This window comes from Sporosalibacterium faouarense, assembly GCF_016765695.1.
GTDB lineage: Bacteria > Bacillota > Clostridia > Tissierellales > VENL01 > Sporosalibacterium > Sporosalibacterium faouarense.
This window is the reverse complement of record NZ_JAETGO010000065.1, coordinates 1-24,855: the sequence shown is the minus strand read 5'-3', so window position 1 is coordinate 24,855 and position 24,855 is coordinate 1. Positions and strand designations below refer to the sequence as shown.

26 protein-coding genes are annotated in these 24,855 nt (G+C 29.0%); 5 read left to right on the top strand and 21 right to left on the bottom strand.

Annotated features, from left to right (window positions below; translation table 11 throughout):
* Window positions 1-118: 118 nt before the first annotated feature.
* The gene (tpx, locus tag JMO20_RS12245) at window positions 119-634 is read right to left on the bottom strand and encodes a thiol peroxidase (protein WP_202709967.1); all 516 of its coding nucleotides are present in this window, start codon (window positions 632-634) and stop codon (window positions 119-121) included.
* 265 nt (window positions 635-899) lie between these two features.
* On the opposite strand from tpx, the gene JMO20_RS12240 reads away from it, so the two are divergent.
* A complete protein-coding gene (locus tag JMO20_RS12240) occupies window positions 900-1,748 on the top strand; it encodes a diguanylate cyclase domain-containing protein (protein WP_202709966.1) in 849 nt (282 codons plus the stop codon).
* Window positions 1,749-1,820: 72 nt separating this feature from the next.
* On the opposite strand, the gene JMO20_RS12235 is transcribed toward JMO20_RS12240, so the two are convergent.
* Together JMO20_RS12235 and JMO20_RS12230 are read right to left on the bottom strand one after the other, a co-directional pair.
* Window positions 1,821-2,171: a RidA family protein gene (locus tag JMO20_RS12235; RefSeq protein WP_202709965.1), complete on the bottom strand. Its 351-nt coding sequence runs from the start codon at window positions 2,169-2,171 to the stop codon at window positions 1,821-1,823.
* A 130-nt stretch (window positions 2,172-2,301) separates the two neighbouring features.
* Window positions 2,302-3,144, bottom strand: coding sequence for a CvfB family protein (locus JMO20_RS12230; RefSeq protein WP_202709964.1), 843 nt, complete (start codon window positions 3,142-3,144; stop codon window positions 2,302-2,304).
* 277 nt (window positions 3,145-3,421) lie between these two features.
* On the opposite strand from JMO20_RS12230, the gene JMO20_RS12225 reads away from it, so the two are divergent.
* Entirely contained in the window at window positions 3,422-3,922 is a 501-nt protein-coding gene (locus JMO20_RS12225; protein WP_202709963.1) for an SEC-C metal-binding domain-containing protein, read from the top strand.
* Between the two features lie 190 nt (window positions 3,923-4,112).
* Here JMO20_RS12225 and JMO20_RS12220 read toward each other — a convergent pair whose 3' ends face one another.
* From JMO20_RS12220 to JMO20_RS12210, 3 genes are read right to left on the bottom strand one after another with little or no spacing between them, the layout of a single operon-like run.
* Window positions 4,113-4,829, bottom strand: coding sequence for a hypothetical protein (locus tag JMO20_RS12220; protein WP_202709962.1), 717 nt, complete (start codon window positions 4,827-4,829; stop codon window positions 4,113-4,115).
* Window positions 4,830-4,846: 17 nt separating this feature from the next.
* A complete protein-coding gene (locus JMO20_RS12215) occupies window positions 4,847-5,707 on the bottom strand; it encodes an ABC transporter ATP-binding protein (RefSeq protein ID WP_202709961.1) in 861 nt (286 codons plus the stop codon).
* Between the two features lies 1 nt (window position 5,708).
* Window positions 5,709-6,071, bottom strand: coding sequence for a GntR family transcriptional regulator (locus tag JMO20_RS12210; RefSeq protein WP_202709960.1), 363 nt, complete (start codon window positions 6,069-6,071; stop codon window positions 5,709-5,711).
* A 164-nt stretch (window positions 6,072-6,235) separates the two neighbouring features.
* Between JMO20_RS12210 and JMO20_RS12205 the strand changes: the two genes are divergently transcribed.
* Both JMO20_RS12205 and JMO20_RS12200 read left to right on the top strand, forming a co-directional pair.
* On the top strand, window positions 6,236-6,895 hold the full coding sequence (locus tag JMO20_RS12205; protein WP_202709959.1) for an HAD family hydrolase: 660 nt from the start codon (window positions 6,236-6,238) through the stop codon (window positions 6,893-6,895).
* A gap of 496 nt (window positions 6,896-7,391) precedes the next feature.
* Entirely contained in the window at window positions 7,392-8,948 is a 1,557-nt protein-coding gene (locus tag JMO20_RS12200; RefSeq protein ID WP_202709958.1) for an ABC-F family ATP-binding cassette domain-containing protein, read from the top strand.
* Between the two features lie 201 nt (window positions 8,949-9,149).
* Here JMO20_RS12200 and JMO20_RS12195 read toward each other — a convergent pair whose 3' ends face one another.
* Window positions 9,150-9,347 (bottom strand): helix-turn-helix transcriptional regulator, encoded by a 198-nt coding sequence (locus JMO20_RS12195; RefSeq protein WP_202709957.1) that lies wholly within the window; start codon window positions 9,345-9,347, stop codon window positions 9,150-9,152.
* Window positions 9,348-9,360: 13 nt separating this feature from the next.
* Window positions 9,361-9,696 carry a DUF3796 domain-containing protein gene (locus JMO20_RS12190; protein ID WP_202709956.1) on the bottom strand — a complete coding sequence of 112 codons (336 nt, stop codon included), beginning with the start codon at window positions 9,694-9,696 and terminating at the stop codon, window positions 9,361-9,363.
* A gap of 269 nt (window positions 9,697-9,965) precedes the next feature.
* Between JMO20_RS12190 and JMO20_RS12185 the strand changes: the two genes are divergently transcribed.
* On the top strand, window positions 9,966-11,174 hold the full coding sequence (locus JMO20_RS12185; protein ID WP_202709955.1) for a GGDEF domain-containing protein: 1,209 nt from the start codon (window positions 9,966-9,968) through the stop codon (window positions 11,172-11,174).
* 174 nt (window positions 11,175-11,348) lie between these two features.
* Here the strand turns inward: JMO20_RS12185 and JMO20_RS12180 are convergent, their stop codons facing one another.
* From JMO20_RS12180 to JMO20_RS12120, 13 genes are all read right to left on the bottom strand, one after another.
* Window positions 11,349-11,885 carry a DUF2179 domain-containing protein gene (locus JMO20_RS12180; RefSeq protein ID WP_202709954.1) on the bottom strand — a complete coding sequence of 179 codons (537 nt, stop codon included), beginning with the start codon at window positions 11,883-11,885 and terminating at the stop codon, window positions 11,349-11,351.
* 17 nt (window positions 11,886-11,902) lie between these two features.
* A complete protein-coding gene (locus tag JMO20_RS12175; protein ID WP_202709953.1) occupies window positions 11,903-12,853 on the bottom strand; it encodes a glycerophosphodiester phosphodiesterase family protein in 951 nt (316 codons plus the stop codon).
* A gap of 204 nt (window positions 12,854-13,057) precedes the next feature.
* Window positions 13,058-14,335: a dicarboxylate/amino acid:cation symporter gene (locus tag JMO20_RS12170; protein ID WP_202709952.1), complete on the bottom strand. Its 1,278-nt coding sequence runs from the start codon at window positions 14,333-14,335 to the stop codon at window positions 13,058-13,060.
* Between the two features lie 110 nt (window positions 14,336-14,445).
* Window positions 14,446-15,285 (bottom strand): response regulator, encoded by an 840-nt coding sequence (locus JMO20_RS12165; protein ID WP_202709951.1) that lies wholly within the window; start codon window positions 15,283-15,285, stop codon window positions 14,446-14,448.
* A gap of 4 nt (window positions 15,286-15,289) precedes the next feature.
* Window positions 15,290-16,558, bottom strand: a complete 1,269-nt coding sequence (locus JMO20_RS20615; protein WP_202709950.1) for an ATP-binding protein — start codon at window positions 16,556-16,558, stop codon at window positions 15,290-15,292.
* Between the two features lie 152 nt (window positions 16,559-16,710).
* Entirely contained in the window at window positions 16,711-16,809 is a 99-nt protein-coding gene (locus tag JMO20_RS12155; RefSeq protein ID WP_202709949.1) for a MetS family NSS transporter small subunit, read from the bottom strand.
* Window positions 16,810-16,812: 3 nt separating this feature from the next.
* A complete protein-coding gene (locus JMO20_RS12150; protein WP_202709948.1) occupies window positions 16,813-18,324 on the bottom strand; it encodes a sodium-dependent transporter in 1,512 nt (503 codons plus the stop codon).
* Between the two features lie 412 nt (window positions 18,325-18,736).
* Window positions 18,737-20,710: an elongation factor G gene (locus JMO20_RS12145; RefSeq protein ID WP_202709947.1), complete on the bottom strand. Its 1,974-nt coding sequence runs from the start codon at window positions 20,708-20,710 to the stop codon at window positions 18,737-18,739.
* Window positions 20,711-20,825: 115 nt separating this feature from the next.
* Window positions 20,826-21,677 carry a DUF3298 and DUF4163 domain-containing protein gene (locus JMO20_RS12140; RefSeq protein WP_202709946.1) on the bottom strand — a complete coding sequence of 284 codons (852 nt, stop codon included), beginning with the start codon at window positions 21,675-21,677 and terminating at the stop codon, window positions 20,826-20,828.
* Complete coding sequence (locus JMO20_RS12135) at window positions 21,661-22,173, bottom strand: sigma-70 family RNA polymerase sigma factor (protein WP_202709945.1); 513 nt, start codon at window positions 22,171-22,173, stop codon at window positions 21,661-21,663. The genes JMO20_RS12140 and JMO20_RS12135 overlap by 17 nt, the downstream gene beginning before the upstream one ends.
* A 287-nt stretch (window positions 22,174-22,460) precedes the next feature.
* Window positions 22,461-23,342: a hypothetical protein gene (locus JMO20_RS12130; protein WP_202709944.1), complete on the bottom strand. Its 882-nt coding sequence runs from the start codon at window positions 23,340-23,342 to the stop codon at window positions 22,461-22,463.
* Window positions 23,343-23,360: 18 nt separating this feature from the next.
* Window positions 23,361-23,840, bottom strand: a complete 480-nt coding sequence (locus JMO20_RS12125; RefSeq protein WP_202709943.1) for a flavodoxin domain-containing protein — start codon at window positions 23,838-23,840, stop codon at window positions 23,361-23,363.
* A 142-nt stretch (window positions 23,841-23,982) separates the two neighbouring features.
* Entirely contained in the window at window positions 23,983-24,579 is a 597-nt protein-coding gene (locus tag JMO20_RS12120) for a TetR/AcrR family transcriptional regulator (RefSeq protein ID WP_202709942.1), read from the bottom strand.
* Window positions 24,580-24,855: the final 276 nt, after the last annotated feature.

The following is a 24,855-nucleotide window of genomic DNA, read 5'->3' as shown; positions in this document are numbered from 1 at the left end:
AAGTTCTAGCACTTGATTCTAGAAGCTCCCACTTCTGCGTGAGCAAGTGGTGAGTAGTTCACTACTTTCCTATATAATAAAAAAGTGAACCCTTAGGCCCACTTTTTCTAATTCTAAATTAGCAAAGCTCCTTCACAACATTTAAGGCTGCTTCATAATCAGGATGATTTGTTACTTCACTGACATACTCAACATACTTAATATTTCTATCTTTATCTATCACTATTACTCCTCTTTCTAATAGACGGAATTCCTTTAATATGAAACCATATTTATTACCAAAATCCAATTCTTTATGGTCTGACACTACTGATATATTATCAATTCCTTTAGCTCCACAAAAACGTTTTTGTGCAAAAGGAAGATCCACACTAATTGTAACTATATATACATCTGAAGATAACCCTGTAGCTTCTTCATTAAAGTTTATAGTTTGTAGTTCACATACTCCTGTATCAAGGGAAGGTACAGCACTAATAATCACTACCTTGCCCTCTGTTTCTTTATAAAAATCAAATTCACTTAAGTCTTGCTTTACAGCAGTAAAGTTTTCTGCCTTATCTCCTACCTTTACTTCATTTCCTAATAAAGTTACTGGGTTTCCTCCAAAAGTTACCATATCTTTTCTTTCCATTATATAACCTCCTAAAAAATCAAAATAATCTGTTTCATATATTTTTTATACCCAATATTATCAAAAGAAATTACTAAAATGAAAATTTTTCTATTTAAAATTTTAATTTAAAGATTAATAGAATTTTTTTATTATTAAAGCACTAATCACTTTGAATATTTAATCTATAAATATTCAACTTCCTCACTTAATTGTAAAAAATATCATGCATATGAAATCAATTAGATATATAATTCAATTAAGATATCTTATGGAGGTACTGATGATGGAAAAGAAGATTATTAATAGGATTCAAAGTGCAATTAACTATATTGAGGAACATATTTATGAAAAAATTGAAATCGAAGATATTGCTAAGATGGCTTTTATGTCCCAATCTTCATTTTATAAAATCTTCTCAGAAGTTTTTAATACTACAGTGAAAGACTATATAAGAAAGCGCCGCCTTTCTCTATCAGCATATGATCTATTACAATCCAATTTATCTATTTTAGACATTGCCTTAAAATACCAATATCATGCCTATGAATCTTATTCTAGATCTTTCAAGAGACTATTCGGTATTTCTCCAAAACAATATAGAGAAAAAAATCTATATACTAATGTTTTCCCTAGGGTTACTCTTAACTTTAATAATTTAATAGGAGGTCCTAAAATGGTAAATAAAGAAATGAATAAAGAGCTAATTGTTAAAAAACTTAACTCTCTATCTAAAGGTTATATATTAGATATTGATATTGACCATTTCCAAAAAATAAATGATGATTATGGATATAAAATAGGTGATAAGGTCTTAGTTGAAATTCCAAGCAGGATCAAAATGGTCCTTAAGAAATATAACCTTGATGTTGAGGTTACTAGAATAAATGCCGATGAATTCGCCGTTATATTAAAAGATAAATCTAAGGATTTCGTAATAGACTTATCTAAGGAAATTATTAATGCTATGAAGTCAGACTTTATTTTTGGAGATGTAAAACTGGATGTAACAGTAAGCATTGGAATTAGTGATTTTAGTGTTGATAAAGAAGATGAAGAAATACTTAAGTCTGTAAGAAAAGCTATGATTTTAGCAAAGGAAAATGGTAGAAATCAATTTATGATATCTAAATAATCAACAATCAGATTATTCTAATACTAATGCCCCCATTATTTAAATGCATGGGGGCATTAATCGTCTAATATTTTATTTAATAGCAGCAGTCACAGACATTTCGACTAAAATCTCTTCTCTAGCCATCTTTGCTTCCACACATGCTCTAGCTGGTTCAAACCCATTTTCAACCCAAGCATCCCAAACTTCATTCATTTCACTAAACAGCGAAATGTCTTTTAAATAGATTGTAGTTGAAAGGATATGATGCTTATCAGAACCATATTTATTAAGTAACTCTTCTATTTTTTCAAGTACTACTTTAGTTTGCTCTTTAACATCCTTATCTCCATCACCGCATGTCTGTCCACATAAATAGACTGTATCATTATGAATCACAGCACGACTCATTCTTCCCGTTCCTTCATACCTTTTAATCTCCATATCAACTTTTCCTCCTATTATATAATATTTTATATCCATGCTAATTATATAGAATATAAAATATTAATTCAATTTAATCAGAGGAATTTCTTTAATTGGAATATTAAAACTCTATCACGTAAAATCAAATTTATCTATTCTTTATCTCAATGCCTTTATCAGTAATTCTTATCATTCCATTTTTAAGTAGATTTCCAACTGCTCGCTTAAAAGCTCCTTTACTCATCTTTAGCTCTCTCTTTATACTTTCAGGTGAGCTATTATCATTTAGAGGAAGCTTGCCACCTCTTTTTCTCAGCTCACTCCAAATCTTATCTGAATCTTTATTTCTTTTTCTAAATCCTTTTTCCCTAAGACTTAGATATAGCCTACCATCATCTCTTACTTTACTAACTCTTGCTTCAATTTCATCACCGTATTTATAATCTTCATATATTTCATCTTTAGGTATTAATCCATGATACTTATTGTCAACTGCTACAAATGCTCCCATATTTCTATTAAGGGTATATATTGTTCCCTTTACTTTATCTCCTTCTTTATAAGGAGTTTCACTAGAAAGCATTTTGTATATATCCATAGTTGCACAAAGCCTATCGGATTTATCTATGTAAAGTCCAACTAAATACTCTTTTCCTTCTGCAATATTTCCTTTTTGCTCTTTAAAGGGAAGAAATAAATCCTTTTCTAATCCCCAATCAAGGAAAGCACCTATTTTAGTTTTAGCTACAACTCTTAATAATTCCAAGTCTCCAAGTTGAATTTTGGGATCTCTAACAGTAGCTATTAATCTATCCTTTGAATCTCTATACACAAATACTTTTATCTCATGACCTACCTCAATATCCTCAGGTATCTCTTTCTTTGGTAATAAGATACTTTCATTGTCTTCACCTTTTTTTGAGTTTAAATATGCTCCTTGGGATTCAAACTTAACAACCTCTAATATTTGAGTTTTTCCTAATTTTATCATAATACACCTTCTCTATTCTTATTTTTAGTTGAGTAAATTTACATATCTGCATTACATCAAATTAAGTTTAATTTCTATATAATCATAAAATGCAACATCTTTATAAATAACCTCAGTTATAGTATATAACATTTATATGGTATTAATATACAGCCATAGTAATATTTTTTTGAAATTGTATCATAATTATATATTTTTCTACAATATATGATATAATACTAAATGATTATTTGTAGTTTAGAAAATAATACTTAGAATTAAGAAAGGATGAAATATAATGTCTTTGTTTGAAGAATGGAAAGAACTAGCTTATAGTGAGCGTACAGAAGAAGAATATAATAAGTTCTGGAGCGAATATTTGCCTAAAGAACAAAGCAACTATGAAACTATACTAGAAAATAAAGATGAGGTAATAGAAGGTACTCTCAAGGAACTGGCAGAAAAATTCGATATGGATTCAACCACATTTACTGGCTTCTTAGATGGAATAAACACTAGCCTTACTGAGGAATTAGATATTGATAACTTAACAGAAGAAAGTATAATAAAACTTTCTGTTGACTTTGAAAAGCTTTATTATAATATGCTTGATGCTAAAGCAGACTGGCTATATAGTCTACCTCAGTGGGATGACATATTACCTATTGAAAAAAGAAAAGAAATAACTAAAGAATACAATAGATCAAAGATTGTTGTTAAACCTAAAAAAATTGGTAGAAATGAGCCATGTCCATGTGGTAGTGGTAAAAAATATAAAAAGTGTTGTTTAAATAAATAATTTCAAAATAATATGTATTAGCACTTTCTATACAAAAATTTAACTTCTGTGAATAACTTAATAAATAGCTGATATATAAATATTGCTTTACATCCTAAATAATTATACTATATATCAGCTATTTCCCATTTATATATTTGAGAAAATTGTATATTTACAAATCAAATATCTTATTCTATCTAAAGTTTTATTAATCTCTAATTGGAATTTTTCTAATCATTAAGAAACATAATCCAAAAATAATTATTGTGCTTATTCCAAAGCTGAGTATTGCTATATAATAATTTAAATTATCCGCAAACCCTAGTAATTTTGTAAATATATGCAGTATTCCATTCCAAATCTGAAAGTCTATTAAATTATCCATAACACTTAGTAAGACTATAAAGACTACTGGCAGAATTGAAACTATCGTTTTCATAACCTTATTACTTCTATAATATATCATTGTAATAAGCCACCCTAAACTTACAAAGAACATAAATAATCCAAATGACCATAGAATATCTCCAAGGATAAAACTAGTTTTATAAAGCTGTTCAAATATTCCTTGATAAGGTATCACATTTTTTAAAATATTATTCATACTAACATCTATAAATGCCATTACAACAGCCATTATAATTAATGCTATTATATTGGCAAAATAAAATCTAATTCTTGATACATTGTATGCCTGCATGAACTTAAAATTAGACTTAAAGCAATTCAATCCTGCTATAAAAATAAAAATTGCAGATGATAGACCAAATCCTCCAAAGCCTACATTTGCATCAGGATTATTGCTATATCTAATGCTTAATATGGTCATTAATATTGAAATTGATATTATAACAGTGTAAAACACAATCAAAGAGTTTCTCATATCTTTAATTTGGTATTTAGTAACCTTTAATATATTATTCAAATCAATCTCCTCCTTTATTAATTAGTCAGGTTTATAAATAATTTCTGAAGTTCTACATTTGAAAACTCCAAATCAAGTTTTCTAGCTAACTCTTTATTTTGCTTTGAGGAATTTTCTAAAACAGTTACGGATTTAAATCTTCCCATTGTTTCTTCTCCAATATATTCTTTCCCTGATATATAACTATCCACATTGGAAGCTTCTCCTGAAACGGTATAAGCTGATTCTAACAGTTCCTCTACTGATTTTTTAGCAAGTATCTTGCCCGCTTTTATAATTATAGCTTCTTCCAATACTTCTGAAACCTCTTCAATAAGATGAGTAGATATTATTATTGTTTTAGGTCTTTCATTATAACTGGTCAATAACTCTTTATATAATAAATCTCTGTGATTAGCATCGAGGCCTAAAACAGGTTCATCTAATAGTAAGACATTAGCATTGGAAGCAAGAGCTAATATAGCTTTAAATATTGAAGTATATCCCGTTGATAAACCTTTAACTTTTTTATTTATATTCAATCCAAATTTACCTGATAAACTCTTTGCATAATCATCATCAAATGAAGTATAAAATTCTTTAGTCCATTTAAATACTTCCTTAACTTTCATTGTTTCAGGAAATAAATTTTTCTCCATCATATAAAAAATATTATTTAAAGCTTTGTCATTTTCAAAGATTGACTCACCATCAAGTGTAATATTTCCTTTATTTGGAAAAATCTTATTAGTTAGAAGATTTAAAAGAGTTGTTTTTCCAGCACCATTTCTTCCTAATAATCCATAAATTTTATTTGGCTCTATAGTAATAGATACATCGTCTAATGCTTTTGTGTTACCATAATACTTAGTAATATTTTTCACTTCTATGGAATTCATTCTAATTACCCCCTTCTATCATCTTAATAATTTCTTCCTTTGATATTTTTAATTTTGATGCTTCTTCTAAAAGAGAACTTATAAAATTATCATAAAAGCTTTTCTTCCTTTTCTCTAAAATTTTGTCCTTAGCTCCATCACAAACAAACATGCCTACACCTCGCTTTTTATAAATTATTCCATCATCTACAAGCAAATTTAACCCTTTTCTTGCTGTGGCAGGATTGATTTTCAAGCTTACAGATAGTTCAGTAGTTGAAATAACCTGTTCCTCTTCTTTATATATATCTTTTAATATGTCATCTTCTATAGCTTCTGAAATTTGAATATATATAGGCTTATCACTATTAAAATCTAAGAGCACATTTATTCAGCTCCTTTCTTGATTAGTTAATCACTTGTGTAACTAACTATATAACTAATTAAGCTTTTTGTCAATATTTTTTGAGAAATATCTCTAATTTTTTATAAAATACATTGTTATGTTACAATGTTGTTATGGGTAAAACAGTTAAGGGAGGAATATAAATGGCAAACTTAATTTTCTTTGATATAAACGGAACTATTATTAAAAGGGATGATAGGACAGATATCCCATATCAAAAAGCTATAAATACTTTTTTAAAGGTTGAAGATGGAATGAATGGGGTAAATACTTCAGCTCGTTCAGATAAAGATGTTTTCATAGAGGTGCTTGGTAAATATAATCAAAATTTTACAAATGAAAAATGGGATGATTTCTTAAAGGTATATGAAGAGCAACTAGAAACTTTTAAATTTACAGATGTATGGAGAGAAAATGCAGATGCTAAGAGTATTATTAGCAAACTTAGTAAAACTAATCATAAACTTGCATTAATAACAGGTGAGCTTAGCTTGGGAGCACGCTATAAACTAGAGAAAATTGGAGTTTGGAAGTACTTCCCTATAGGTGGCTTTGGGGAAGATGGGCTCAAAAGGTTTGATATTGCAGAAACTGCATTAAATAAGACTAAAAAATTGTATGATTGTAACTTTGAAAATATCTTTATAATCGGTGATACTATTTTAGATATTAAAACTGCTAGACATCTAGGTGCTAAAGTCATTTCCATTGCAACTGGCTCAAATACTAAAGAAGAACTAGTAGCTGAAAAACCTGACTATATTATTAATGAGTTTGCTGAAATTGAACATTTATTTTTATAAGTTAATCGTCTACAATAATTTTTTATATTATTTATTATAAAAAATACTAAGTGAATATCTATGGGATATTTCACTTTTTTATTGGCTATTTTAGAGCCTATTTCTAGCTAATATGCTGTTATTCAGATTACCAAATCGACGAAAATGATATAAAAACTTAAGAGATAAATTAGGAGTTTAAAAACTAATTAATTCTTAATTTTAAACAGATTCTGTTTAATTAAAGGATCTGTTTTCTTATCCTTTTTCTTATTTCTTAAATTTAACTTTTCAAACAGCTTCTACTCATATATAATCAAATAAGTATGTTTATAAATTGCAGAAAAATATGAATTTATCTTGATACAAATGTATAATCAGAAATTTAATACTGTTTTTTATAAAATTTTAATATGTGATTATGCGATTTTTTTGTTTTAAAGCTTTAATTTATAAAATTAGTTAAAAATAAAATATTTAATTTTTTTATTTACATGAATTATGAAAGGAGTTTATAATGAGTATTTTAAACGTTAAAAACCTTACTCACGGATTTGGTGACAGAGCTATATTTAATAATGTTTCTTTTAGACTTTTAAAGGGAGAACATATCGGATTAATAGGTGCTAATGGAGAAGGAAAGTCTACTTTTATGAACATTATTACCCGCTCCCTTGAACCAGATGAAGGACAAATTGAATGGGCAAAAAAAGTTCGTGTAGGATATCTAGATCAACATACATCCCTAGAAAAAGGAACTACTATTAGAGATACTTTAAAGGGAGCCTTTCAATATTTATTTGACCTAGAATCTGAGATGAATGAAATATATAGTAAAATGGGCGATGTTAACCCAGAGGAAATGGATATCTTACTTGAAGAGGTCGGCACTATTCAGGATCTTCTTACAAACAATGATTTCTATATTATCGATGCAAAGGTTGAGGAAATTGGACGAGGCTTGGGTCTAGATGATGTTGGTCTCGATAAAGAAGTTCAAGACTTAAGTGGTGGTCAAAGAACAAAGGTTTTATTGGCCAAACTACTACTTGAGAAACCTGAAATTTTACTCCTAGATGAACCCACAAACTACCTAGATGAACAACATATTGAATGGTTAAAACGTTACCTTCAGGAATACGATAATGCCTTTATCCTTATTTCCCATGACATTCCTTTTTTAAATAGTGTTATTAATATTATTTATCATATGGAAAATCAAGAATTAAATAGATATGTTGGGGATTATGATAATTTTCAACAGGCCTACGAGGTAAAGAAACAACAGCTAGAGGCTGCCTATAGGAAACAGCAACAGGAAATAGCTGAACTTAAGGATTTTGTTGCTCGTAATAAGGCAAGGGTATCTACTAGAAACATGGCTATGTCTAGACAAAAAAAGCTTGATAAGATGGATGTTATTGAGTTGCCAAAGGATAAGCCCAAGCCAGAATTCAATTTTTTAGAATCTAGAACTTCAGGCAAAACCATCTTTGAAACTAATGATTTAGTTATAGGTTATGGTGAACCTCTTTCTAAGTCTTTGAATTTATCGATGGAGCGAGGTCAGAAAATTGCTTTAGTAGGGGCCAATGGTATTGGAAAGACTACATTGCTTAGAAGTATTTTAGGGGAAATACAACCTATATCTGGTAATGTAGAGCTAGGTGATTACCTTCATATAGGCTATTTCCAACAGGAAATAAAGGGTGAAAATCACAATACTTGTATAGAGGAAGTATGGCAAGATTTCCCTTCCCTTACACAGTACGAGGTAAGGGCCGCTTTAGCTAAGTGTGGACTAACAACAAAACATATTGAAAGTAAAATGTTAGTTCTTAGTGGTGGAGAGCAAGCCAAGGTAAGATTATGTAAGCTAATAAATAAGGAGACTAATATTCTTGTATTAGACGAGCCTACTAATCATTTAGATGTGGATGCAAAGGATGAATTAAAAAGAGCATTAATAGATTATAAGGGCAGTATGCTCCTAATCTGCCATGAGCCTGAGTTCTATAATGACATAGTTACCGATGTTTGGAATTGTGAGACTTGGACTACTAAGATAATATAACTTTTATAAAAAAAGGCTTAAAGAATTAATATATTAAGAATTCTTTAGGCCTTTTCAATTTAAGGAAAAAGTGAATGAATGAGTAGCAACTACAATGAAGTTTCGTAAAAATATATTTAATTTGTAAATATGCAATTTACTCATTTAGTAAAACTTTATCCCTTTTATATACGATTTCTTAAATTTTGTGTTATTGCAAATTTAATCAAGTATAAATAACTCCTCTATTGTAGTATTAAATGTCTTTGCAAGGTCATGGGCCAACTTTAAAGAAGGATTATATTTCCCCTTTTCTAAATGACTTATTGTCTCCCTTCGAACATCTACTTTATTTGCTAATTCTTCTTGAGTTAAATTAAATTTAGCTCTAAATTCTTTAATTCTGTTATCTATTCCCATAGTCTCCTCCTTACTATGCCTTATCATAGATATGAAATGATAAAGTAAAAACAACGATTATCACAACGAAATTTACTGCAAATCCAGTTGCTAAAATCTTTACACTCTCAACACTCTCAATTAAGATTCCATAGGTTAAAAAGCCTATAAATAAAACCAATGAAATAAAAAATGCATTTCTACATGCTTTGTTAATATTTTCAATTAGTCTCTCATCTTTTTTAACACTTAAAAAAGAAAGCCAACCTAAGAAACCAAAGAAGCCATAAAAACTTGAATTCCCTGTAAAATATCCTAGAAACCCTAATAAACTTAGTACACTTAATACTGGTAACCAATTTCTTTTCATTTATACCCCTCCATCATGTGATATATTTATAACTTTATGTTATAAATATATCACATGATGGAGGATTAGTCAATCTAAAATTTACCTTTTTTTCTTTTCATCAAAACTATATATAGGCATAACAACCTATTTATTAGAGATTCCTTATAATGCAATGAATTTTGTCGAAAATTATGCTATTATATAGATTGGTACAAGCTTATTTTTTTATTTTTAAATTTCATTAATTACTCATTACTATAAAACATCTGCAAAAAAGGAGAAATGCTATGAAGAATATTACAAAGACACTTGTTTTTTTAAGCATACCAGTTTTTTTATTGATAGCCACATTTGTGCTAGTATTTAATGTATTTAGCTTTTCAAAGCCTTGGCCTATGATTTTACAATATGCATCATATGTTTTCTTTTTAGTTGGTATGCTATTAGGATCGCGATTTAATAAGAGTAAGGTTTTCTTCTTATGTTTGATACTGGCCATTGCACAGATGGTATTATCATATGAAATTACCTTTACTCAAAATCTAGCAATCAATTATCCTAAACTTTTTCCTATATTAGCAATAATACTTCCTGTGAATATTTTTATTTTCTCCCTTCTAAAAGAAAGGGGCATTTTAACTATATGGGGTAAACTTCGTTTTGGTATTATAATTATTCAAATCATTTTAATTTTTTGGCTTATACAGTCTAATGCTTCTATTACTCAATCATTGATTGACTATAAATTGATTAAAATTGAAATAGCTGATAAATTTTATATGCCTCAATTATCTATTATATTTTTTACTTTTATTTTTATGTTTTTATGTGTAAAAATGTACATATCACCTACATTAATGAATAGCTCACTAATCGGTGTTATTTTAGCAATTTTCTGTGGTCTACTACTCAAGGATCAATTTCTTGCCCTCCAGCTATTTTTTGCCATGTCAGGCTTGGTTCTTGTTATTGCAGTTATAGAATCTTCTTATTTTATGGCGTATTTAGATGAGTTAACCACAATACCAGCTCGAAGAGCATTAAGGGAATCTATGATGAAATTAGGTAGCAAGTATACTATTGCAATGATTGATATTGACTTCTTTAAAAAATTTAATGATAAATATGGACATGATGCTGGGGATGAAGTTCTAAGAATGGTAGCTTTAACTTTACAAGGAGTCACAGGAGGTGGAAAAGCATTCAGATATGGTGGAGAAGAGTTTACGATTCTATTTGTAAATAAATCCCGCAAGGATGTAATTTCCCATTTAGAAGATCTAAGAGAAACTATAGCCAATCAAAAATGTCATTATAAAAAAAGAAAAAAAGTTAAAGGCAAGGAGAAAACCATTGTTCAAAAGCTTAGCGTTACAATAAGTATTGGTGTGGCAGAGAAAAATGACAAATATAAAACGCCTGAAGAGGTTTTAATAGCTGCTGATAAAGCCTTATATAGAGCAAAGAAAAAAGGTAGAAACTGTGTTAGTAAATAGTATCTAGAATATTTTCTATTTAAAGATATTTATCTATATATCTTAAGATAGATCAAACTATGTTTAGAATATTTCCTATTAATAAAACAAGAAAATCACTTTTAAAAATTATAAGCAAGATTATATTCTTGTGACTGAATAAGCTTCAGCTCAAATATAATCTTGCTCATTATTTTATTTCTTTTTAAACATCATTTGAGCTTTTTTCATTGTTCCACCTTTAATATCCCTAACATCCATAACTGATACGAAGGCAGATATATTATATGCTTCTAATAAACTCTTTACTTCTTTAATACTTTTTCTTCGGGCAGTTACATATAGAATATTTCTTTCACCATCTCTTCCTTCTCCAACTACTACCGTTACTCCATATCCTTTTTCTCTTAAAATATCAATAATCTCATTATAGGATTTATGAATTATAATTCTAATTGTAACATCTCCAAAAGCCAACTTATCTTCTAGCTTAGTACCAACTATCAGTCCTGTTGAAAATCCAAGGGCATATGCAACTAAATATGCAGGTTTATCTAAATCATTTACAACTATTCCCAATACATTCATATATACAATTACTTCAAAAAAACCTATGCCAGCTGCTAGTTTACTCTTCCCTTTAGTCAACAAAATAGTCCTAGTAGCCATCATACTCACATCAAGTATTCTAGAAGCAAAGATTAAAAAGCATTTTAATAATATTGTAGCCAATTAATTCTCATCCTTTCTTAGCGAAGTTTATTTTTATTTAATATTTTAATTAGCAATTCTGGTCTATCAGTAATAATTCCATCTACACCTTTTTCTATAAGGCTATCCATTTGGATTTCTTTATTAATTGTCCAATAATATACTGGCATATTTCTTTTATGAGCATCCTTTAGTAATCTATCATTAGTAAGGTTCACTTTTATTCCAAAAACATTATAGCTTAGAGGAAGATGTAACATCTGAAAAGATGCGAAATTATTAAGGACTGGTAACCTTAACTTATGGAAAATAAAAAAACTATACATTTCTTTTTTACTTGCTGATGTAGCTATCCTTCCACTAGATATATGCCGTAATTCTTTAAGAATTTTTTTGTCAAAGCATGCCACTACAACTTTTTCTTCCATATTATACTTGTTCACAAGCTTCCAAAATACTTCTACACTTTTTTTACCATCCTTACCTGAGTCCTTTAACTCAATTAACATTTTCTTATCACCATATTTACTGAATACCTCTTCTAAATTAGGAATATAAGCTCCCGCATTAATATAAGGATTCCTACTAGTATCTCTTATAGTATTACCATTTCTGTCTTCTAATCCATATGCAGCGTTAAGCTGCCTTATCTCTGAGTAGTTTTTATCCCTTACCTTCCCTGTTGAATTAGTATTACGATCTAGTGTTAAATCGTGAATAGTTACAAGTTGATTATCTTTTGTAAGGGCAACATCAAATTCTAATATATCTACACCTATATTTACCGCGTGCTCAAAGGCTAGATTAGTTGCAGAAGGTCTTTCTTGATTACCCCCTTGATGGGCAATTACCAAAGGAGATCCATTTATATTTTTGAACCATTGAGATTCTAGGTCCGTTCGTCTTCGAGGAATAGTTAGATTTAATATATATACAATTAAAATAATTGCCATAATAATTAAAACTTTTTTTCCTTTTACTAATTTCAATCTTCTCCCCCCATTTATATCATAAAATTGCTAACATTTATTATAATACTATATGTTTTCAAATGAAGATAGAAGTTTTTTTCAAAACTATAATGTTTTTTTCTAATTTGGCTTTATTAGGATAGTGAAAGTTCTATATACTAAAAAAACTGTAGACTTTCAATCTTGAAAGCCTACAGCAGTTATTCTATAATTTATGTTAAGCTATGCACTAAGTTCTGATGCTTCATTTTTAGCATAGTAGATATCTGGGTTAAATTCATTTTCTGATTTTGATATAAGGATTGTACATACTGTATCACCTGTTATATTAACAACTGTTCTAGTCATATCTAATAATCTATCAATACCTATTATTAGAGCAATACCTTCTATCGGTAACCCTACTGACTGTAGAACCATTGACAAGGTTATAAGTCCAACTCCTGGAACACCTGCCGTTCCTACTGAAGCTAATGTAGCAGTTAATACAACTGTTAATAAAGCCTGAATCGAAAGGTCTATACCATATACCTGAGATATAAAGATTACTGCAACACCTTGCATTATAGCGGTTCCATCCATATTGATAGTAGCACCTAAAGGTAGTGTAAAAGAGGCTATGTTTTTAGAAACACCACATCTTTCTTCTGCAGTTTCTAATGTTACTGGTAAAGTACCACTACTTGAAGCTGTAGAAAAAGCTACCCCCATTGCAGGAATAAAGTTCTTAAAGAACTGGATAGGATTTAGTTTCCCAATTGTACTCAACATACCCATGTAAGTTAATCCTGCATGTAGGATTAATGCTAATATTACTGCTATCATATACTTAAGCAATGGTATCATTGCTTCAAAACCTACAGTTGCAAAGGTTTTAGTAATTAAAGCAAACACACCAACTGGGGCTACCATCATTATAATCATAACCATCTTCATCATAAGTGTATTTAAGGCTTCAAATAAATCAACTACTGGTTGAGCTTTTTCCTTTACAAGAGATAATGATATACCTGTTAAAAGTGCAAATACAATAATTTGAAGCATTTCACCACTTGCTAAAGCGTTGATTGGATTACTTGGTACCATTCCTATTATTACATCTACAAAGGATTTTGAAGCTCCAATTGTTGGCTCTTCTTTAACTATATTAGATAAATCTAAACCTACTCCAGGATTGATTAAACTACCTATTCCTAAAGCTAAAGTTATTGCTATACAAGTTGTAACCAAATAAAACAATAATGTCTTGGCACCAACTCTTCCTAATTTCTTAGGATCACCTAGTGCAGATGCTCCACATACTAAAGACACAAAAACTAGAGGAACTACTAACATTTTAATCCCACTAATAAATACTCCTCCAACCATGGATATCAATCCATCGATAAGAATTGTATCTCTAACGTATCCCTCTGGAATGAAGCTTAATAAAATTCCAAAAGCAGCACCTAATACAAGACCAATTAAGATTCTTTTAGTTAATTTTGATTTCTTGCTCATTACTCTTCCCCCTTTAATTCTTATAATTTCATTATAAGGGTGAATAATCGCAAAAATACAAAAAACTACAGAAAACTACATCGAGTTTTCTGTAAATTGCAATCTAAATGCTATAATATTTCACTATGTAAAATAATACCATTAATGAATTTTTTCACGTTTGTTTTTCCACTTGTCTTTTTCTTCCCTCTTATGTAATCCATTTCTGATTTAACATCTTCAAAATTAAACAAGCTACTTGAATAATTTACAAAGCTATCATTCATATAATCTTCTATTCCTAGGTTAGCAATATTAGTCATAGCTCTACTTATAGTTCTCCTGATTCTCTGTTCCATTGCCTTTGGATTATCTTGACTTAGTGTTTCACAAATTTCTTTTATATTTAAATCTAAGCTTTTATCATCACTATTAATTATATATTCACATATAGCTAGAATATCTTTTCCACCTTTTTCACCCAAAACACCTAACTTATTTAAAATAATCTTTATATTCTTCATTCTGTGGTTAGTATTAATTGCAACTTTACTTGTATTTCCTTCATTAAACATACTCTTAATACTTTTAAGGGTGTTTTGCATATGGATTTTTTCTGAAACTTTCTTGATTACCTTGGTCACTTCAATTACATTAATTGGTTTATTGATAAAAAATTCTATACCTGAATTATATGCTTTACTAATCATACTTTTAGATGAAACTTGGGAAATCATTATGCAATTAATATTAAAATCACTATTTCTTATTTCATTTACTATATCTATACCATCTTTATTTGGCATCAATAAATCAACTAAAACAATATCTGGTTTCTTTAGAATAACATCTCCTAATGCTTCTATACCATCAGTAGAATAGCCAATCACATCTCCTAGATTCTTTTTCTCAATAATATGCTCTAGATTCTTAATTACGGCAAAATCATCATCAATTATATAAAATTTCATAATTTTATACCTCCAAAGCCTTTCTAGGTATTTCTACTTCAAATATTGTGCCCCTATTATTATTAGAATGTACTTCAATATTCCCTTGGAAATAATTCTTCACAATATCACGGACAAGTGCCAGTCCTAATCCTCTGTATATATCACCTGTAATTGAATTGAATTTAGTAGAAAACCCAGGTTTGAAAATCAATTCTTTATTTTCATCCTTAATACCAATACCATTATCTATAACTCTAAAAAAATACTTTTCTTCATCTGCAAGCTGTATAACGGTTATTTGTCCCTTATTGTCTATATTACCTACTGCTTCAATTGCATTATTAATAAGATTTCTTAATATGGATATTAATGCATAATGTTTATCTGTTTTAAAATCTTCTTCTAGTTGAAATTTTAAGTCTATATCTTTCTTTTCACTTATTAACATTTTCAATGTACTTTGTTCTAATATGTTCATTATTGTTTTCATGCTCATGATGTTGTATTTAAATTCATTTTCAAATAAAGCTTCTATCCCTTTTATTACTCGCTCATAATCTTTTTTTATTTCATGAACATCCTTTGCTATTGTAAGAGCTAAGTTTTCCATGTCCGATATCTCTTTACTTTTAGAAATTCCTTCATATAGCTGATATGAATTCCTCATTACATTTTCAATATAATCTGAGTTTTTCTTCATAAAATATATCTCACTTTTTAAATTAGATATCATAAGTATAAGATTTCTATACCTCTCTTCATGTTCCTTTTTTACTATCAAAAGCTTATAATATTTTAAAGCATTAATTATTACAGTAACTATAAATCCTCTTATTATAGCAATTATTATTAATATACGTAATACATTAGGTATTTCAATATCTTTGATACTATTTACTCTAAGTATAATTTCTGAGAGATTTGCTATAAAGTCACATGTACATATTCCTAAAAATAAATTGCCTAATTTTTTATCATCATCTCTCAATCTCATAATATAAAATAAAACTCCATAAAGAACATAGAAAAGAATTACTGCATAATTAGTTCTTATTATGTAATTAATATTATTATTTGATACTAGTAGTAGAAAACTCCTAAAAATAAATACAGTGCTTCCAGTAATTAATGACGTCTTGACTATATTTATATTTTTATAAATTAATAAGAATAGTGGAAAGATTATTACGGACAAAGATACTCTAAAGCTATCTGAGAATAAATTTATATAAACCTCAGATACCAAAGAAATAGAAATACCTATTAATAGCATCTTTCTTAATTGCTTCACCATACTCACCTCATTTTAATAAAGTATATCATAATCAGTATATACATTATTAATTTTTCAAGACTATTTCTATCTAATTTTTAAATAAAATTCCCTTAAGGTGTATTTAAGCCGTTCCACACCCCAAGGGAATAATTTGTTGTCTATTCTATTTAGTTTTTATCTTTTAATGCTATTGTTAAAGTAACTGCTAAGCCACCCCATAGCACAGTTGCTCCGAATAAGAATAAAGCGATCGCTGATCCGTTCATTCACTACACCTCCTCAGAGTCTATATCTTCTAAAACTCCCTTTTTCCATTTAGTAGTAGAAGAGATAACAGCAAGGACTATTATAGCGCCAACTACACCCCATCCTAATAACATTAGAGCAGAAGAAGGATAGTCTCCGCCACCATAAGGATTACTAAGCTCATTTATTATATTACTTCCAACCATGTAAATTAATATAGCAGGTGTTACGAACTTAACCATAATCTCCCACCATTTTCCTATACGATAGATAGAAACTGAGTTAGTATGTTTTCTGATTTTATCAGCTCCAACTACCCAGCCGATAATAATTGCTTCTAATAGACCAACAACTACTATACTGAATGAGTTAATAAAGTTATCAATAATGTCTAAGAAGTATAATCCTGCTCCTGTAGCATATAAAACACTTACTAAATATCCAACTATAGCAGTAATAGTTACTATTTTCTTTCTTGAAGAACCAGTTTTATCAACCACAGCACTAGCAAATGCTTCCATCAAGGATATACTTGATGTTAATCCAGCAAATACTAATGAAGCAAAGAATAAAACTCCAAATACAGTACCTAAAGGTCCCATTAATGAGAATACCTTAGGGAATGCAACGAAAGCAAGACCTATACTTTGACTTGCAACATCCTCAATAGGTACTCCTTGAGTAGTAGCCATGAATCCTAATATACCAAATACTCCAATAGCACATAGAAATTCAAATCCACTGTTTGCAAAAGCAGTCATAAATGCACTATTATTCAAGTCTGATTTCTTAGGTAAGTAACTAGAATAGGTAATTAAAATACCCATTGCCAAACTTAACGAGAAGAAAACCTGACCATATGCATCTATCCATACTCCAAGTTCTGTTACTTTTGACCAATCAGGCGTAAATAGTTTATTTAAACCAAGTGTAGCTCCCGGTAAAGTTACCCCTCTAACAACAATAATAACCATAATTCCTATTAGTGTTGGTAATAACACTTTGTTTAACTTTTCTATACCTCCAGAAACCCCTTTGTATGATATAAACCAGTTGATTGCCCATATTAGAGTAATACCTATAAATATTGGCCATCTCATTCCAGCGATATCAAAAGGACCACTTGAAATTCTTAAGAAATCATTAAAGAAGAAGCTATCTGTATCTACTCCCCATGATTGCCCAAATGAGAATGTTAAGAAGTTCATTGCCCAACTTAATATCATAGTATAATAAGTTAAAATAATGAATGATGAAAAACTTGGCCACCAACCAAGCCACTCAAATTTCTTGTTAGCTCTAGCAAATGATAATGGTGATGAGCCTCTAAACTTATGTCCAAACCCGTATTCCAATAGTACTAATGGTATACCTGCTGTAAATAACGCAACAAAATATGGTATTAAAAACGCTCCTCCACCATTTGAATAAAGTAAATATGGATATCTCCAAATGTTTCCAAGTCCTACTGCCGAACCTACAACTGCAAGGATGAAACCAATCTTCGATCCCCATTGTTCTCTCTTTTGTTCCATTTTTTCACTCCCTTTAATAATGATATGTTTTTTAAGTTGTGGGACTGTGAGTAATCTTTTGTTTTCACAGTACTAATAAAAATTTTTCTCCATGATCTGGCCAGATCTATTTATACAAATTTTGTTGTTTAAGCATATTCTTTCCCAATCATCATACTAAAACAACAAAAAGTATAACTAAATTACGCTTTACTAATTTTGACAATATTAGTTTAACAATAAAATACAATTTTTATAATTGGTAATTTATTTATATTTTTTCTTTTTACTTTTTATAATTTATTATATAATGGGTATTGTGTCAAGAAAACGTTTCCTAATCGGAAACGTGGATACATACGAAGTATTATGTCAATTGTTTTAAGTCTTTGTTAACATTATGTAACTATTATAGCAATTTTCGAGTTATTTTTCAACAATTGTTAATAATTAAACAATGCGCCTGATCTTCTACCTTATCCCATGGTAAAGTATAGCTTTTACCTTTTGAACAAAAAATTGATGAAGAAGTATATTCAGGGTCAACGTTCTTATTATAACCTATTCTTTCAATAACATCAATTTTATTATGACATTTTTGATATCCGCCAAAAGTCATATTGATAATTCCCCTGCCTTGTGTGAAGGACGATAGGTCTGAGCTATAATTCATAAAAGTTGATACAGGAGCTTTTCCGATTATAATTGCTTTATCTCCTAAAGTTTTTGGAGATTCAAAGCTTCCATGACTATTCTGAATATCTGAAATTACTCTACCAATATAATCTAAATCAACTTTTATTTTAAAATTATAATATGGCTCTAAAAGAATATTTTTAGCTTTCTCCAATGCTTGTCTTAAAGCCCTGTATGTGGCTTCTCTGAAATCACCACCACTAGTATGCTTATTATGAGCTTTACCTGTCAATAAAGTTATTTTCAAATCAGTTACTTCGGAGCCAGTAAGTAATCCTTTATGTTTTTTTTCAAATATATGATGCTTAACTAATCTTTGGTTACCTACAGTTAAATTATCTGCATGACAAGCATTTTTAAATTCTATACCACTATCTCTCTCTCCAGGTTCCAACTTTAAATGAACTTCTGCATAATGGCCTAATGGTTCAAAATGGCCATATCCACAAATAATATCTTCAATTGTTTCCTTATAAAGAATTTCAGGTTCATCAAAGGAAACATGAAATCCAAATCTATCTTTTACTAGCCGTTTTAAAACCTCTAATTGTATAATTCCCATAACGCTGATATGAATTTCTTGTAAACTTGGTATCCAAGTGACATTTAAGGATGGATCTTCTGCATTCAGAATATTAAATGCTTTCAGCATATCTTTAATACTTATTTCACTTTCAAATATAACCTTAGATTTTAGAGTAGGAACTAAATCAAATTTTGATTTTTCTTTTAAGCTTCCTAAACCGTCGCCTATCTCTACATTTGACAAACCAGTAACAGCAAATAATTCCCCTGCTTCTACTTCATCTATACTTCTATATTTATTACCGTTATAAATCCTAAGTTGAGTGACTTTTTCAATTTTTCTATTATCATCATTACCATAGCCTATTTCATCTCTAACCTTTAAATTTCCCCTTAGTGCCTTTATATGAGATATTCTAGTTCCATTTTCATCATATCTAATTTTATATACCCTTCCAGCAAAATCCTTTTTATTTAATTGCGAATAGTTTGTGAATGTTAATTCATCTAATTTGATTATGAAATCTTTTATCCCTATATCCTGTAATGCTGAACCACTAGCATAGGGAAATACTTTATTCTCCTTAATCATACTTTTAAATTTACTTAGCCATAATGTCTTATCATATTTCTCCTCAATGAATTTTTCAAGCAAAGCTTCATTTCTTTCTGCAAGAAATTCAATTAACTCATCTTCTATTTCTCCATTGCTAAAAGATTTAGTTATATTACAAATATCTTCAGTAAAATTCAGTTTTATTTCACTAATTACTTTATTGACATCTGCTCCAACCCTATCAATTTTATTTATGAAAAAGAAAGTAGGTATACTGTGCTTCCTTAATAGATGCCACACCGTCTCAGTATGTCCTTGTATTCCTTCAACTGCACTAACTATGATAATAGCATAATCCATTATCTGTATTGACCTCTCCATTTCTGGTGAAAAGTCAGTGTGCCCAGGTGTGTCTATCAAATAGTATTTTGAATTATTATACTCCATTATTCCCTGTCCTGAAAAGACAGTTATTCCTCTATCCTTCTCTATATTATGATCATCTAAAAAAGCATCCTTATGATCTACTCTTCCTCTTTCTCGAATACTTTTTGTATGGTAAAGAAGCTGTTCACCAAAAGTGGTTTTTCCTGCATCAACATGGGCTAATACTCCAATAGTTTTATTCATCGTAACACCTCAATCTATATTAATGCTTTTACTATATCAAATAAATAATATAAGTAACAAGGCTAGGATAAGATACAATTGAATCTTATCCTAGCCTTAATGAAGTTTATTTCAATTAATCTATTACAAATTCTGGTTCTCCCATAACACCAGGACCTATTTCATATTTATCAAAAACAATTACCACATTTCCTTCTTCATTTATATAAAATTTTTGATTCTCACTTACTCCATTAAAGCCCATCTCCCCTTCGAAGAACATATTATTGGGATTTTTTCTTGCTTCTTCTATCTGGGCAAATATACTTTTATTTACAACATCTATATGATTCTCGCCTAACATATCTTCAAGTGTAATTATTCTATTATTATTAATATCTATATTGTAATAATATGTTTTAATATATGAACTTGCAAGTGCTTCAAAATGATATATTCCAAATGACAATATATCTTTATTTATAGATTTCAATTCATAATCTTCTTTAACGATCATTGGATGGAAGTTCTCTTCTTTGCCTCCAGTTGCTAAATACGCTTTTTTATATTCATTAGCTCTTTTTTCGGCTTCTTCAATACATAATTTCATTTTCTTATAAATTTCATTATTTATTCTCTGCTCTAACTCTTTATCCCCTAATCCATCTATCTCAGGAATACTAACTTCAGCTTCAATGGCATCACTATGAATTTCATATTCTACAAAGGTTAATAATTTTGCTATATCTCCTAGTATTGGTATTTCTCCTAGTGTTTGGGCAAAGACTTCACTAGTATTTAGTCCTATAGTAATAGAACTAACTGCAATAACCAATGTTGCAACTGTTGATATAATCTTTCTTTTAGTACTCTTTTTATTTCTAATTTTACTAGCCCCTTTTATTGTTTTATTTACCATATTATCTAGCTCCTTTGGAATTTTTACATTTTCATATTTCTGTCTAGCGTTATTAAACTTCTTTTCCATTATAAGCACCACCCTCAATTATTTTTTTTAATTTACTAATTGCCGAGTAAAGCCTTGTCTTTACTGTATTGATATTACTTTCTGTTATTATAGCAATATCTTTGAATTTCATGTCCTCAAAATATTTTAATAAAATAACTGTTTTTTGTTTTTCATCTAACTGATCTATTGCATCATATAGATCTAAACTTATATCTAAAGAATTGCTATCTTCCAAGCATATATCAGGAATTTTATTAGTAGTAATACTTTTTTTATTTTCTCTAATATGGCTAATGGCAGTATTAACGATAATTCTATACATCCAAGTTTTCATAAACTCAGGCTTTTTTAGTTTGTCCACCGAAGTTAATGCTTTATAAATAGCCTCCTGAACTACGTCTAAAGCTTCTTGTTCATTCTTTGTATAACTATATGCTAATCTATAAAACATATTTTGATTATTCTTTATGTAATCAACAAGCTTTAAGTATTGAGAATTTTTTTTCCATGGCATGCCTTTTAGTAGTCCTCCTTTCCTTTTCTCTTACACTCTTTAGACGGTTAAGAACATCAAAAAGTTTGTTTTATTTTAAATTTTAATTTAACAATCCTATACAGTATTTTAAAAATAAAAAAGAGATAAAGTTAGATCTTAACTCTATCTCAATCTTAATGCAAAATACTATTAGCTTTTTATCTTATTATTAAAAAGTGACATCTTCTTCATAATATTTATGAAACATCTTTTTTTAGTTTAAAATCTGCATACACATTCACTTGATATAGCTTGTTTTATATCATTTATAATAAAGAAAACTCTTTTTTTTCATCAATATTTTTTAAAATTAATACTAAGGAATATGCGATTACTAAACTAATAATTGGAAATATAATAACTTCAACTATGCTCATTTCTACACCAGCTAGATACTGACCTACTATCATAGCTGTAATTGCAGCTCCCATTGTAAAACCTTTCATAATTATAACAGAAGATAAAAGATATCCAAATATCTTTCTTTTAATTATTAAAACCCCAGATATAAATGCTATAGGCACAATAAATCCTAAATCCATACCTTGAATTACAAGGGTAGTATAATGTTCTAAACCTGGGGGGGTAGTTTTATCTATAACAGAAGGTACTATTCTTCCTAACCACATAAATATCAACATTATGGCAAGGAATATTTGAACCCCTCCAATAAATTTAACCGGTAATTTTTCACTAAAATATGTGCTGATATTTTTAAAATCAAATGATATCATGCTCAAAGTAAATGCAAAAAAACTCGTAGACATAAGTATCACATAAACAAGAAATAATGGATTATACATCCAAAGAAAAACATAAGAGATATATGTGTACAAGAAATATCCTAATGTTCCTGTCAATAGCAGTTTACCTTTCAAAGAATTTTTACGATACATATAAAGTGATATAAATAACAGAGGGATTCCTACTATAATTGTTATTATGTCCTGAGCCTTTCCTTGAGCAGCAACAGAAACAGAATCATTTTTATAAATACCCTTACCATAAATTTCTATTGATTCTCCATGGATTGAAACAAATTTATTTTCTTCTTTTCCTTTACTAGAAAACACTCCAATTATTGAAGTCATTAATGATAATACAACAATAATTAAAACTAATATAGAGATAGTTTTTTTATATTGCATAGTCCTTTTCCTCCAATCTCAACATTTGTTTATTTCTTTAGCAAATCTACTTATTTCTTCTTCTGATATATTTGAAGTATCTTTTTCCACCTTTGAAACTTTTTTTACAATAAAGCGCTCCATGAAATTTAACTTTTTAAAAATAAATTCTCCTCCAAAGAATCCTTTAGCAACTGCATTATCCACTAAAACTTTAGGATAAGAATCCTTAAGTTGTGTAACAGCCACATCTCTATCACTCATGCCACAAGTAAATAATCCTATTTTTTTATCTTTAAGGATATTTAAGTTTTTATTACAGAATTCCTTTACTTCTTTGTGAATTTTTCCTATATAAACAGAGCTACCAAAGATAATTTTGTTGTATATAGATAAGTCTATGTTTTTATGCTCACTAAGATTAATCAAATCAACTTCATAATCAAGGATTTCTGATAATTTCTTAGCACATTCTTCTGTACACCCATGTTTTGTACCATAAGCTATTAGAATTTTCATTTTTAATACCCCCATATATTTTTTATATCTTTAAAGCATTTTAAATTACTTTATGATTCTCATGCATAGAAACTTAATATTTGTTATTTCTACAGATTTTACAGTCATTTTTAATTTAGCCCCTATTGTTTCATTTGTATTTTTAGTTCTTCCCTTTACTTATTAAAAAATCAATTTCATTTCTTATTTTATTTAGTATATTATCTAAGTCTTCATGATCTCTTCTTTTCAAATAAAATAATAATTTACTATGGACAGAAGATCCAATTAAGTCCTGTAATACTTCAATATCATCTTTAAGTATTAAGTCCTGCTCAACACATTCTTCTAGTTTTACTCTTAAAAAATGAGCTACAGATGGTCCTGTATTGTTTTCTATCAACTCTTTAGGATATTCTCCTAAGTCTTCTAGAAAAATCAACTGGAACATGTCAGGGTTCTCTGCAAAGTATTTAAAATAAGCACATGAATTTATTATAATCTGTTCTTTACAATCTACCCCCTCATTTTCAAAAGCCATCATATATTTAAAGCAATCTTCTAATAAATCAAAGACACAGTATGTCATTAAAGCAGTTAAATCTTCAAAATAATTATATATAGTAGCATATGAATATCCTGCTCTCTCTCCAACCTTCCTAGCTGTTAATCCCTTTATGCCTTCCTCTTTGATTATTTCTTTAGCAGCATCTATAAAATACTTCTTCATTCTCTCTCTTTGTATTTTTTTGTTATCCATACAATCCTCCTATTTAAGTTATGTTAATCCAATAATACTTTAAACAAATTGGCTTTTTATTATTAATCCATTTTTCTAATGGGCAATTAAAATCTTTCTGTATTATTAACTATATTAATTTAATTAATCTAATTAATAATATTAACATTATTAATTAGATTAACAATGTTAATATTATTATATATTATCAATCTCATTTGTCAACATTCTTTTAAGTGAACTCGTTCTGCTCAAGCAGAACATCGGGGCTTCAGATGGAGACTCCACTCCACCTGA